Annotated in this window: 10 protein-coding genes; 1 reads left to right on the top strand and 9 read right to left on the bottom strand. The window is 58.2% G+C overall.

The genetic code is table 11. The annotated features are described in order from the left end of the window. Positions 1–80: 80 nt before the first annotated feature. On the bottom strand, positions 81–1,565 hold the full coding sequence (gene putP, locus C1N56_RS08280) for a sodium/proline symporter PutP (protein ID WP_058780697.1): 1,485 nt from the start codon (positions 1,563–1,565) through the stop codon (positions 81–83). Positions 1,566–2,010: 445 nt separating this feature from the next. Here putP and putA point away from each other — a divergent pair, with 445 nt between their 5' ends. After that, positions 2,011–5,955, top strand: coding sequence for a trifunctional transcriptional regulator/proline dehydrogenase/L-glutamate gamma-semialdehyde dehydrogenase (putA, locus tag C1N56_RS08275; protein ID WP_394517460.1), 3,945 nt, complete (start codon positions 2,011–2,013; stop codon positions 5,953–5,955). 155 nt (positions 5,956–6,110) lie between these two features. Here putA and C1N56_RS08270 read toward each other — a convergent pair whose 3' ends face one another. From C1N56_RS08270 to C1N56_RS08235, 8 genes are all read right to left on the bottom strand, one after another. After that, positions 6,111–7,193, bottom strand: coding sequence for an acyltransferase family protein (locus tag C1N56_RS08270; protein ID WP_394517378.1), 1,083 nt, complete (start codon positions 7,191–7,193; stop codon positions 6,111–6,113). Positions 7,194–7,605: 412 nt separating this feature from the next. Then, positions 7,606–8,358, bottom strand: coding sequence for an L-cystine ABC transporter ATP-binding protein TcyN (gene tcyN, locus C1N56_RS08265; protein WP_394517377.1), 753 nt, complete (start codon positions 8,356–8,358; stop codon positions 7,606–7,608). Continuing rightward, positions 8,355–9,023 (bottom strand): cystine ABC transporter permease, encoded by a 669-nt coding sequence (gene tcyL / locus C1N56_RS08260; protein ID WP_058757420.1) that lies wholly within the window; start codon positions 9,021–9,023, stop codon positions 8,355–8,357. The genes tcyN and tcyL overlap by 4 nt, the downstream gene beginning before the upstream one ends. Then, the gene (gene tcyJ / locus C1N56_RS08255) at positions 9,023–9,823 is read right to left on the bottom strand and encodes a cystine ABC transporter substrate-binding protein (RefSeq protein ID WP_021509903.1); all 801 of its coding nucleotides are present in this window, start codon (positions 9,821–9,823) and stop codon (positions 9,023–9,025) included. Before tcyJ ends, tcyL begins: the two co-directional genes overlap by 1 nt. 150 nt (positions 9,824–9,973) lie before the next feature. Beyond that, entirely contained in the window at positions 9,974–10,960 is a 987-nt protein-coding gene (locus tag C1N56_RS08250) for a D-cysteine desulfhydrase (RefSeq protein ID WP_238561864.1), read from the bottom strand. 131 nt (positions 10,961–11,091) lie between these two features. Next, the gene (gene fliZ / locus C1N56_RS08245) at positions 11,092–11,595 is read right to left on the bottom strand and encodes a flagella biosynthesis regulatory protein FliZ (RefSeq protein WP_031280184.1); all 504 of its coding nucleotides are present in this window, start codon (positions 11,593–11,595) and stop codon (positions 11,092–11,094) included. A gap of 49 nt (positions 11,596–11,644) precedes the next feature. Further along, positions 11,645–12,367 carry an RNA polymerase sigma factor FliA gene (locus tag C1N56_RS08240; protein WP_021509900.1) on the bottom strand — a complete coding sequence of 241 codons (723 nt, stop codon included), beginning with the start codon at positions 12,365–12,367 and terminating at the stop codon, positions 11,645–11,647. 143 nt (positions 12,368–12,510) lie between these two features. Beyond that, a complete protein-coding gene (locus C1N56_RS08235) occupies positions 12,511–13,479 on the bottom strand; it encodes an HNH endonuclease signature motif containing protein (RefSeq protein WP_021509899.1) in 969 nt (322 codons plus the stop codon). Between the last annotated feature and the right edge of the window lie 116 nt (positions 13,480–13,595).

Here is a 13,595-nt window from a genome sequence, read left to right as displayed (position 1 = left end):
GAATCGTGCGCAGAGGACGTGACACTAACAGTGCGGGGAGCACGGCACTCGCGCTCCCCGCTTTACTCAGGCCATCACCGTTATTTGGTGTTGTATTCCGCTTCGGCAGCAATAAAACGCTGCTGCGCTTCAGCCGACGGTTCGCGACCGGCCAGGCTCACCACGACAATCGCGATGCTGGCAAACAGGAAGCCCGGGATGATTTCATACAGATTGAGCCAGGCGTACTGCTTCCAGATCAGCACCGTGGCGGCACCGATAATCATGCCAGCCAGCGCGCCGTTGCGCGTCATGCGCTTCCAGCACACGCCGAACAGCACCACCGGACCGAATGCAGCACCAAAGCCTGCCCAGGCGTAGCTCACCAGGCCGAGCACGCGGTTCTCCGGGTTAGAGGCCAGCGCAATCGACACCAGCGCAATCACCAGCACCATCAAACGGCCAACCCATACCAGCTCTTTCTGGCTGGCATTTTTACGCAGGAAACCTTTATACAGGTCTTCGGTCAGCGCGCTCGAGCACACCAGCAGCTGACAGCTCAGGGTCGACATCACCGCCGCCAGAATGGCTGAGAGCAGAATACCGGCGATCCACGGATTGAACAGAATACGTGCCAGTTCGATAAACACGCGCTCGCCGTTTTCGCTCACGCCCGCCGCCTGATCCGGATGGTTCTGGAAATAGGCGATGCCGAAGAAGCCCACCGCGACGGCGCCGGCCAGGCACAGGATCATCCAGGCCATGCCGATGCGGCGTGCGGTACGAATAGAACGGTGCGAGTCTGCCGCCATGAAGCGCGCCAGAATATGCGGCTGGCCGAAGTAGCCGAGCCCCCAGCCGAGCAGTGAAATCACCGCCACGAAGTTGAGGCCCTTCAGCATATCGAGGTTTTCCAGGCTTTTCGCTTCAATCACCGCCAGCGAATCATCCAGTCCGCCGACAGCGATAATCACAATCACCGGCGTCAGGATCAGCGCAAAAATCATCAGGCTGGCCTGCACGGTATCGGTCCAGCTCACCGCAAGGAAGCCGCCCACCAGGGTATAAAGAATGGTTGCTGCCGCGCCGGCCCACAGCGCGGTTTCATAACTCATGCCGAAGGTGCTTTCAAACAGGCGCGCGCCGGCAACGACGCCCGAGGCACAGTAAATAGTGAAGAAGATCAGGATTACCAGTGCCGAGATGACACGCAGAATTTTGCTGTGGTCTTCGAAGCGGCTGGTGAAAAAGTCTGGCAGGGTTAAGGCGTTATTGTGATGCTCGGTCTGCACGCGCAGGCGACCCGCAACAATTTTCCAGTTCAGCCACGCGCCAATCGTCAGGCCGATGGCAATCCAGCTCTCAGAGATCCCGGAGAGAAAAATCGCGCCCGGCAGTCCCATCAGCAGCCAGCCGCTCATGTCCGAGGCCCCGGCTGACAGCGCGGTCACCACGCTGCCCAGGCTGCGACCGCCCAGAATATAGTCGTCAAAGTTTTTGGTTGAGCGGTACGCGATAAAACCAATCAACACCATCCCGAGGATGTAAATGATAAATGTCACCAGCATCGGTGTACTTACTGTCATCTGTCTCTCCACTTATTATTTGATCTCTTAAGAGAAATCTTTTTCCTGCGTTACCGGAACGGGATAACGTCAGGGCTTTACCGCATCCAGAGAAAGCGATTTCTCATAAGGCGCGGTATCCTGCCGCAAAGGTGCGACGCGCACAATGCATTTAACACAGCTGTTACCTGGGTTTCACCTGACTTTGCATTTTTCATGCTCACAGGTTGCGCCTGTTCACATTTTAAGTTGCACCTGATGTCAGCCAGGAGGCGTGATGTTGCGGTGGGTTGCAACTCTGGCGAGATTCTTGCAGCAAGTTCTGTGCCGCTTTTGCTGCGTTAACAAAAAAGCCGGTTAAAAACGTGCAACCGAGGTCACATTTAACACGGTTGCACAAAGTTGCAACATGAGTAATAGTGCAGCCCACGCTGAAGTTGATTCACACTTTGAGGACGAGGAAATCATGGGAACCACCACCATGGGGGTGAAGCTGGATGAAGCCACCCGCGATCGCATTAAACTGGCGGCGCAAAAGATTGACCGCACGCCGCACTGGCTGATCAAGCAGGCAATTTTTAACTATCTCGGCCAGCTGGAAGCGGGAGAAACGCTGGCGGAGATCCCGCTGCAGCTGAATGATGCCGTAGACGATGAGCGCGTGCCGGAAGAGAGTTTCCAGCCTTTCCTCGACTTCGCCGAACACATTTTGCCGCAGTCGGTCAGCCGCTCGGCCATCACCGCCGCGTGGCGTCGTCCGGAGACCGATGCGGTGCCGATGCTACTGGAGCAGGCGCGTCTCCCTGCCCCGCTGGCAGAGAAAACCCACCAGCTGGCATACAGCCTGGCGGACAAGCTACGGCACCAAAAAGGGGCAACCGGACGCGCCGGCATGGTGCAAAGCCTGCTGCAGGAGTTCTCGCTCTCGTCTCAGGAAGGCGTAGCGCTGATGTGTCTGGCGGAAGCGTTGCTGCGTATTCCTGACAAGCCCACCCGCGATGCGCTGATCCGCGATAAAATCAGCAACGGCAACTGGCAGTCACACCTGGGCCGCAGCCCGTCGATGTTCGTCAACGCCGCCACCTGGGGCCTGCTGTTTACCGGGCGTCTGGTCTCCACGCACAATGAAGCCAACCTGTCTAAATCGCTGAACCGCATCATCGGCAAGAGTGGCGAACCGCTGATCCGCAAAGGCGTGGATATGGCGATGCGCCTGATGGGTGAACAGTTCGTCACCGGCGAAACCATCGCCGAGGCGCTGGCCAACGCGCGCAAGCTGGAAGAGAAAGGCTTTCGCTACTCGTATGACATGCTGGGCGAAGCGGCACTCACCGCCAGCGATGCCAAAGCCTATCTGATCTCCTATCAGCAGGCGATTCATGCCATTGGTAAAGCCTCCAACGGACGCGGCATTTATGAAGGTCCGGGCATTTCCATCAAGCTGTCGGCACTGCATCCGCGCTACAGCCGCGCGCAGTATGAGCGGGTGATGGAAGAGCTTTATCCGATCCTGAAATCGCTGACGCTGCTGGCGCGCTCGTATGACATCGGCATCAACATCGATGCCGAAGAAGCCGATCGCCTGGAGCTGTCGCTCGATCTGCTGGAAAAACTCTGTTTTGAGCCGGAGCTGGAAGGCTGGAACGGCATCGGTTTCGTGATTCAGGCTTATCAGAAGCGCTGCCCGTTTGTGATTGATGCGCTGGTGGATCTGGCCCAGCGCAGCCGCCGTCGTCTGATGATCCGTCTGGTGAAAGGCGCTTACTGGGATAGCGAAATCAAGCGCGCGCAGATGGAAGGCCTTGAAGGCTATCCGGTTTACACCCGCAAGGTATACACCGACATCTCCTACCTCGCCTGTGCGCGTAAACTGCTGGCGGTGCCTAACCTGATTTATCCGCAGTTTGCCACCCACAACGCCCACACGCTGGCGGCGATCTACCAGCTGGCGGGCAACAACTACTATCCTGGCCAGTACGAATTCCAGTGCCTGCACGGCATGGGCGAACCGCTGTACGAGCAGGTGGTGGGCAAAGTGGCCGACGGCAAGCTGAACCGGCCGTGCCGGATTTATGCGCCGGTCGGTACCCACGAAACGCTGCTGGCCTACCTGGTGCGTCGCCTGCTGGAAAACGGCGCCAATACCTCGTTCGTCAACCGCATCGCTGACAACACGCTGCCGATTGACGAGCTGGTGGCCGACCCGGTGGCTGCGGTGGAGAAAATGGGTGTCGCAGAAGGCGCCATTGGCCTGCCGCATCCGAAGATTCCGCTACCGCGCGATCTGTATGGCGACAAGCGTGTTAACTCTGCCGGTCTGGATCTGGCCAACGAACACCGCCTGGCGTCGCTCTCCAGCGCCCTGCTCTCCAGCGCCAGCCAGCCGTGGCAGGCTCAGCCGATCATTGATGGCGAGCTGGGTAGCGGCAGCAGCCGCGCGGTGATCAACCCGGCCACGCCGGCGGATATCGTCGGTAGCGTGCGGGAAGCCACCCCTGAAGAGGTCTCCTGTGCGCTGGATGGCGCGGTGAATGCCGGACCGATCTGGTTCGCCACGCCGCCGCAGGAGCGCGCCGCGATCCTCGAACGTGCCGCACAGACAATGGAAGACCAGATGCAGCAGCTGATTGGTTTGCTGGTGCGTGAGGCGGGTAAAACCTACAACAACGCCATTGCCGAAGTGCGCGAAGCGGTAGACTTCCTCTACTACTACGCCGGCATGGTGCGTGACGATTTCGATAACGAAACCCATCGCCCGCTCGGTCCGGTAGTGTGCATCAGCCCGTGGAACTTCCCGCTGGCGATCTTCACCGGCCAGATTGCCGCCGCCCTGGCGGCTGGCAACAGCGTGCTGGCGAAACCCGCCGAGCAGACGCCGCTGATTGCCGCGCAGGCAGTGCAGATCATGCTGGATGCCGGCGTACCGGCTGGCGTGCTGCAACTGCTGCCCGGTCAGGGCGAAACGGTGGGTGCTCAGCTGACCGGCGACGAGCGGGTGCGCGGCGTGATGTTCACCGGCTCAACGGCGGTCGCCACCCTGCTGCAGCGCAACCTCGCTGGCCGCCTCGATCCGCAGGGTCGTCCGACGCCGCTGATCGCCGAAACCGGCGGCATGAACGCCATGATCGTCGACTCTTCGGCGCTGACCGAACAGGTGGTGGTGGATATCGTGGCGTCCGCGTTTGACAGCGCCGGTCAGCGCTGCTCGGCGCTGCGTCTGCTGTGCATCCAGGACGATGTGGCTGACCACACGCTGAAGATGCTGCGTGGTGCCATGGCCGAATGCCGCATGGGCAATCCGGAGCGTCTGTCGACCGACGTCGGTCCGGTGATCGACGCTGAAGCCAAAGCCAACATCGAGCGTCATATCCAGGCGATGCGCAATAAAGGCTTTACCGTGTATCAGGCGGTGCAGGAGCATCCGCAGGACAGCAAAGAGTGGCACAGCGGCACCTTTATCAAACCGACGCTGATTGAGCTCGATCAGGTCAGCGATCTGGATAAAGAGGTGTTCGGTCCGGTGCTGCACGTGGTGCGCTTTGCGCGCAACAACCTGCCGCAGCTGATTGAGCAGATTAATGCCTCGGGATATGGCCTGACGCTCGGCGTGCATACCCGTATCGACGAAACCATTGCGCAGGTGACGGCCGGGGCGAAAGTCGGCAACCTGTACGTTAACCGTAACATGGTGGGCGCGGTGGTCGGCGTGCAGCCGTTCGGCGGCGAAGGCCTGTCGGGCACCGGTCCGAAAGCCGGCGGTCCGCTCTATCTCTACCGCCTGCTGGCACATCGTCCGGACGGTGCTCTGCGCATCACCTTTGATCGTCAGGATGCCGAACGGCCGGTGGACAGCAGCGTGCGCACTACGCTGCTGAGCGCGCATCAGGCATTGCAGAGCTGGGCACAGGATAAGCCGGAACTGCTGGCGCTATGTCAGCGTTACGATGCGCTGAGCCAGGCCGGAACCGTGCGACTGCTGCCAGGCCCGACCGGTGAGCGCAACACCTTTACGCTGCTGCCGCGCGATCGGGTGCTGTGTATCGCAGATAACCAGCAGGATGCGCTGATTCAGCTGGCGGCGGTCACCAGCGTCGGTAGCCAGGCACTGTGGCAGGATGACGAGCTGCACCGGACGCTGCGCCAGTCGCTGCCGGCTGCGGTGCAGGCGCGCATCACGCTGGCGAAAGATGTGCTGGCGGCGGAGTCTGATGCGGTGATCTATCACGGCGATGCCGATCAGCTGCGCAGCCTGTGCGAACAGATTGCCGCCCGCGAAGGCGCGATTGTGTCAGTGCAGGGCTTTGCCCGCGGCGAGACCAATCTGCTGCTGGAACGTCTGCTGATTGAGCGCTCGCTGAGCGTCAATACCGCGGCCGCCGGCGGCAACGCCAGCCTGATGACCATTGGTTAAATAAAGCAGGATCGCCATGGATGGCGTAATGGAGATCGGTGAAGGACACCGCAAGTTGTAACAAGGCCGTAGCGGCGCCATTCATTGTGCGATGAATCGCGCCGCTACGAAACGTTCCGTCGTTTTTGTACCACTTTAAACCTTACCAGCGCACATCACGCCACCGACTTACTGCGTTTCAAACCAATCAGCGTCGGGAACACAAACAGCGACTGCCCCAGCCCACGGTTGGTCAGCGACCACACCGCCACCGAACACAGCGAACAGATGCCGACAATTGCCAGCGGATAGAAGCACGCCCACAGCAGTGCAAACCACGCCTGCTCAAACAGATGATGGCGCTGCGCAAACAGAATCGCCGACATGCCGAAGAACTCAATAAAAATGCGGTGGATAACGTAGATCTGCAGCGTGTTGCGGCCAATCCAGTTGAAGTAACGCATGCTGAAGTGCGCGTTGAGCCAGCGGCACGCCGCCACGCTCACCAGCACCGCGATGATGCACATGAACAGGCTCTTATCGAGGCCAAAAATCACGTGCAGACCGGACAGCGCCGCCAGCGCGGCCCACGGCAGAAGGTTCTCGCGGCGCAGCTGACTCAGGCGCAACATCAGCGGGCTCCAGAACGCGCCCAGCAGGAAGAACAGGAAATACTGCGCCACGCTCTGCGGTCCCCAGTAGGGAATGATCTTCTCCACCGCCAGATAATTCAGCACCACCGCCGCCGCCAGCAGCGCCACTTTGTGCTGACGGAAGATTTTGGCGCACAGGAAGTAGATCGCCAGACCGTACAGGTACCACGAGGTGCTCATCGCCAGGAAGGTCAGCTTAAGGAACTCCAGCAGCGAACCGGCGTAAGCCGCGTTGAGGTTCTGCGAGATACGCTGGCCGGTGATTTCAGTCGAAATGCCGACAATCGACCACCACTGAATAAAGCCCCACAGCACATAGAGATAGAACAGATTGGTAATGCGGCTGGTAAATACCTGTTTCCACGGTCGGTTGAGAATGCCGTTGGTGGCAAGCAGGCCGGAGACGAAGAAAAAGGCGGGCATACGCAACGGTGATAACACCGTATTAAACTGCACCCATATTTCCGCCGGGATCCAGCCGGCGCTAAGATATTTAACCGTGCCTTCAAAGCCGGGTAATACGGTGTGATACAGCACCACCAGCAATATGCACACCCCTTTCAGGGTATTCACCCATGCAATATCTTCTTTCCTGGCGTTATTCATATTTTTGACTCCTGCTGCGGTGTAGGTCTTAAAGGAGAAGAATGAAGAAACAGGCAGTGAAGCCTTTATGGTTATTCAACGATTATTCAACAAGCAGCAGGGGCTGACTCTAGCGAAACTCCTAAAACTTTTTCGCTGGTCCTGATATAACAATACTTTACAGTACCAGAGATAAATTGACCGCCCGGCGGGTTAGCCGTGAATAGCTGTTATTTAAGCCTTCATGGCATAAATTGACGGTGCGCCGCGCACGTAATGCCGCGTGGAAATTAAGAACATTCCGCAGCGGAGTAAACCAGCATTAATTATATCGCCGGGAAATAAATTTATTAATGCGTCAAAAAGGTAAGCGCGGTATTTAATATTTTGCTAGAGGAAAAATAATTCGGGCCAGCGAACCGGCCCGGAGAGATTATTGATTGAGAAACTTGTCGAGAAATTGCCGGGTGCGTGCCTGTTGCGGATTGCTGAACAGCGCTTTAGCCGGGCCCTGCTCCACAATACGCCCCTGATCCATAAAGATGGCGCGATCGGCGACGTCACGCGCGAAGCTCATCTCATGCGTAACGATCACCATAGTGCGTTTCTCCTGCGCCAGCGCGCGGATGGTGCTGAGCACCTCGCCCACCAGTTCAGGATCCAGCGCCGAGGTTGGCTCATCGAACAGAATCACCTGCGGACGCATCGCCAGCGCCCGGGCAATTGCGACGCGCTGCTGCTGACCGCCGGAAAGACGGCGCGGGAAACTCTCTTCCTTACCGTGCAGACCGACCTTCTCCAGCAGCGCGCGCGCGCGCGCAATGGCTTCCGCCTTCGCTTCGCCTTTGACGATCACCGGCCCTTCAATGATGTTCTCCAGCACCGAACGGTGCGGGAACAGATTGAAGTTCTGGAACACAAAGCCGACCTGCTGGCGCAGCTGCCGCACTTTATCCTTCTGCTTATGCAGGCCGAGGCTGGCGTCGATGCTGATGTCACCGACTTTGACCAGGCCGCTTTCCGGCACTTCCAGCAGATTAATACTGCGCAGCAGCGTGGTTTTGCCCGAGCCGCTCGGACCGATGATCGCCACCACTTCGCCGGGCGCGACATCGAGGTCGATGCCATGCAGCACCGTCTGGCCGTGAAACTGTTTCACCAGCTGACGGACTTCAATTGCACTCATCTTGCCTCCCGATCCTGACGATTGACGTGCGCTTCCAGCCGGTTTTGCAGCGCCGACAGCACCGTAGCCATCACCCAGTAAATCAGCGAAGCCGCCAGATACATGGTGAACACTTCCAGCGTGCGCGAGGTGATCAGCTGCGCCTGCCGGAACAGCTCCGGCACCTGAATGGTGGCCGCCAGCGAGGTATCTTTCACCAGGCTGATAAAGCTGTTACCGAGCGGCGGCAGTGCGGTGCGCGCCGCCTGCGGCAGAATAACGCGACGCAGCGTCTGCCACGGCGTCATGCCGATACTGGCGGCCGCTTCCCACTGACCGCGCTCAATAGCCGCAATCGCGCCACGCAGCGATTCCGAGGCATAGGCCGCGGTGTTGAGCGACAAACCAATCATCGCCGATGGAATCGGGTCGAGCTCAATGCCAAACTGCGGCAGACCGTAGTAGATCATAAACAGCTGGGCAATCAGCGGCGTGCCGCGAAAGATAGACACATAGAAACGCGCCAGCCAGTTAACCGGCCAGAAGCGTGACAGGCGCATCAGCGCCAGCACGAAGCCGAGTATCAGGCCGAAGAACATCCCGCCGATACTCAGCTGCAGCGTGAACAGCGCGCCCTTCAGCAGAAAAGGTGCTGAATCCAGCACCAGCTGTAAACTTTCCTGCATTATTTCGTGACGTCCGCGCCGAACCACTTCTCAGACAGCTTGCTCAGCGAGCCATCCTTCTGCATGTCGGCAATCGCACCATCAATCGCTTTCAGCAGCGATTCATTGCCTTTGCGCAGCGCCACGCCCGCTTCCAGACGGGAGAACGCCGGGCCAGCCACCGCCATGGTATTGCCGGTTTTCTTCACCAGATCCAGCGCGGCTAAGCGGTCAACCAGAATGGCATCAACGCGGCCTGAACGCAGATCCTGATATTTGGTTGGGTCATCATCATAGGTGCGGATATCGACGCCTTTGACGTTGTCGCGCAGCCACTGCTCATAGTTAGAACCGAGACCCACGCCAACTTTCTTGCCGGACAGATCTTCCGGTTTGGTGATCGAGCCCGCGTTCTTCTTCAGCGTCAGCGCCTGCACGCCAGAGATGGTGTACGGCGTGGAGAAGTCATACTTCTTCTTGCGCTCGTCGGAGATGGTCACCTGGTTGATCACCACGTCGATACGTTTGGAATCCAGCGAGGCCAGCATACCGTCCCATTTGGTCGGTTTGAGATCCGCTTTCACGCCGAGGTGTTTTGCCAGCTCCTGGGCAAACTCGACTTCAAAACCGGTCAGCTTGCCGTTTTCATCCTGGAAGCTGAACGGCGGATAGGTGCCTTCCAGCCCGACGCGCAGCTCACCTTTGCTCTTGACCTGCGCCAGCAAATCTTCTGCCGCAAAGCTTTTTACGTTCACGCCCGCCACCAGTGCGACCGCCATCATTCCCATCACCAGCTGGCGACGAATCGGAGAGAAAGCCATGTTTACCCCATTATTGTGATGTGTTGTGTGCTTATGGTTAATTAACGCTCATTTTGGGCGCGGCGTGCTTTATCTCGCAATAAAGGGTGCCGCTCCGGCATGTGCTCTTTGTAATAACCGCTGGATTATAAACCTTTTTTTGCTGCTGTCTCATACCGAAGGATGATAAGCAAATAACGCTGGTGCGCCGCCGGTATGCACAAACAGCAGCGGCCCTTCCCGGCGGAAACGGTTCTGGCTGATGCCATCAATCAGACCCGCCATCGCTTTGCCGGTGTAGACCGGGTCGAGCATAATGCCCTCCAGCCGCGCCAGCAGGCGCACCGCTTCCATGCCTTCGTCATTGGGTTCGCCGTAGCGTGGCGCAAAATAGTCATCCCACAGTGTTACCGGCGCACGCGCTTCCAGCTCCAGCTGCTGTGCCAGCGCGCTGCGAATGCGCTCCACCATCGGCAGCTGCGCCTCGACCTTGCGCGACACCGTCACGCCCACCAGCTCGCTATTCGGCAGCAGCTGTTCCAGACCGACCGCCAGCCCGGCATGCGTCCCGGCACTGCCCGACGCCACCACCACCGCAGCGAAATCCACCACGCCTTCGCTTTGATGGGCAATCTCCTGCGCGCATTCGACGTAGCCGAGCGCGCCAAGCGCATTCGAGCCGCCCACCGGCACAATGTAAGGCCGGAAGCCCTGCGCTTCCAGCCGTTCTGCCTGCTCTGCCAGCTGTTGCGGCGGATTGTGCAGCGCATCAACCATCACAACCTCGACATCCATCAGGTCCAGCAGCAGGCGGTTGCCGTTGCTCAGATAGTTGGCGGCGTCGGTGCCAATCGGGTTCTCCAGCAGCGCCACGCACTTCAGGCCCAGACGCGCCGCCACGGCTGCCGTCTGGCGCACGTGGTTGGACTGGATCGCGCCGGCGGTCAGCAGCACATCGGCGCCTTCACGCAGCGCATCGGCAGCGAGAAACTCCAGTTTACGCAGCTTGTTACCGCCCAGCGCCACCGGCGTGACGTCATCACGTTTAATAAAGATATCGCGTCCGAGGTAATCAGACAGGCGTGGCAAATGCTCTAACGGCGTCGGTGCGCCAAGCAGTTCAAGACGGGGAAACTGGTGCAGAAGATGTAAGGACAATGCAGCCTCCATTCGGGCAATGTGCAGTTATCCCTACAGTGTTGCAGAAGATGAGAAAAGTCGCATCCGGAATTGATCGCGACGCGCCCCGGTTGCTGGCATGCTCACCAGTAACCGGGGCTGAATCACCCTTAGCCGCGCTGCCAGCCTAAGAACTGGTCATATTTGCGCAGTGCAATACGGTAGTTATTGTTGCCCGCATCGGGCAGATCGTTTTGCAGACACTCATGCCAGCTGTTGCCCCGTAACCTTTCTGCCGGGAAATTTTTCGCTTTCAGCATGTCATCAAGACGACGCAGACGCACCACATATTCACGAATGGTACTGTGACTCATCTCGGTCTGCTCAAACAGATATTGTTTGAACGCCATGATATCGAAGTAATTCGGATGGGTATTACAAAAAATATCACTGCAGAAACGGCACAGCGCCGTCAGTTCCGGCTGGAGTTTCATCCATACCTGATCGTCAATCATCTGGTCCATGCGTGCGATGGCCTCTTTGTTGATGATCTGGCCGCGGAACACTAACGCCATACGGTCTAAAACTTTGCCACAGTGTGAACAGTTGCTTTGGCTGTGTTTGTAGTCTTTAAGGTAGCGACTTAACGGTCTGGCTTTAACTTTGGCTCCCATTGCTGAGTCCCCGGTTTTTTTATTTTTGGTTCCCCAGGAACTGAGTCTGTTAGCGCGCTCCCGTCAAACGGGCCCGCAGGCGTTTGATCGCCTGACTGTGCAACTGGCTGACGCGGGATTCCCCCACTTCCAGCACCGCGCCAATCTCTTTCAGGTTCAGTTCTTCCTGGTAGTACAGTGTGAGCACCAATTTTTCGCGTTCAGGCAACGCCTCAATCGCTTCAATCACGCGTTCACGCAGGTTTCCTTCCATTAACTGATGCAACGGGTTGGCTTCCTCATGCCCCTCCGTGACCAGTTCCGCACTGTCGCCGTGTTCTTCCCGATACTCGTCGTACGAGAAAAGCTGGCTGTTATTGGTATCCAGCAGAATCTGCCGGTACTCTTCCAGCGAAACATTCAACCGCTCAGCCACTTCCTGCTCGGTAGCCGCGCGCCCCAACGCTTGCTCTACCTGATGCATAGCGCCGGCCACCTCGCGCGCATTACGACGTACGCTGCGTGGTGCCCAGTCGCGGCTGCGCAGCTCATCCAGCATTGCGCCCCGGATACGCTGCACGGCGTAGGTGGTAAAGGCGGTGCCCTGCAGCGCGTCATAGCGCTCCACGGCATTCAGTAAGCCAATACCACCGGCCTGCAGCAGATCGTCAAGCTCAACGCTGGCTGGCAAACGCACCTGCAGGCGCAGCGCTTCATGCCGCACCAGAGGAACGTAGCGCTGCCAGAGCGAATGTTTATCCATCACGCCATCGGCGGTATAGAGATCGTTCACGTTGACTACCCTGCGTTAATAAAGTTATCGGCATGATTATCCAATTCTGTAGCGGTTTCGATTGGCAGAATAGGCAGGCAAAAGCGAGGTTATTTCAAATTTGTTATGGATGGCGGTGGATCGCACCGCCATTGTGCGCAGGTTCAGCGCAGATTACGCAGCCGCTGCCTTGTGCCAGGCGGGACGGCGTCCCACAGCGCACAGGTTTTGCCCTCAAGCGCCTGATAAAAAGGGCTAATGGACTCGTCGCATTCCAGCGCGGAATTAAACAGCACCTGACCGGTTTCTGCGTCAATGCTAATCATTTTATTGATAAACAGCCGCTGCAGGTCGCTGCGCAGGAACAGGCCGTTGTCGACGCTGTTATCCGCCAGAAAGCCCTCTTCATTCTCCTGGGTGTCGATATGGCAGGCTTCCACCCACGGCCAGCTGTGGCGCTCGGTTAAGCGCGTGCCGGTAATAATGCAGGCACCATAGCGCGCTTTCACCGCCGCGCTGAACTCCGCCTGGCTGGCGCGCTGGAACACTTTCGCCTTGACGCGCCGCCCCACTTCGGTACCCGGCATCACCGCGCTGGGCATTTTCTGCTGCGGCGTGCTGAGCACCACTAAAAACTGGATCTTGCGCGACAGCGGGAAACAGGGATGCGCCTGCGGATCGAACAGCTGCCAGTACTCATCCTCTTCGGTCTGACGCATCAGCACCAGCTTGAAACCGCGGCTGTTGAGCAGGTTTTGCGCTTCCGCCGAGCGGGGATCGAGCATCGCGTACACCCGGGTTTCGCCGATCACTTTCCAGCGTCCGCTTTTACGCGCTTCATCGTTACGACGAAAATAGAGAAACGCCTGCTGGTTTTTAAGGTAATGCTCGAAGCGGCGCAGGTAGTTTTTGCGCTCGTTATCGTCGGAGACGAACAGCAGATCCTCCAGCGGACTGTTCAGCTCCTCCTGCGCAAACAGTGCGCGGATCACCAGGTTGCGGTAGCTGGTTGACGGGCTGAGCAACCCGCGGGCGGTGAGCTCCTTCTCATCAGGATGCTGCTGCGCATAGCGCAGCGCGATCTCATCGAAGGTCAGTTGCTCACCCGGTAACAAGTCATAATTGAAGCGCATAGACACCCCAGAAACAGGAAAAATAGAGCGTAAAAATTGGAATGATTCTGAAGAGGGTTATCGGCAGTTCTGACCCAGGCTGTAACAGGATGGTTACTTTTTTGAGGTTATGATGC

Source organism: Pantoea sp. SGAir0175 (genome assembly GCF_043547855.1).
The sequence above is the reverse complement of the archived record's forward strand: the minus strand, read 5'-3'. Positions and strand labels throughout refer to the sequence as shown.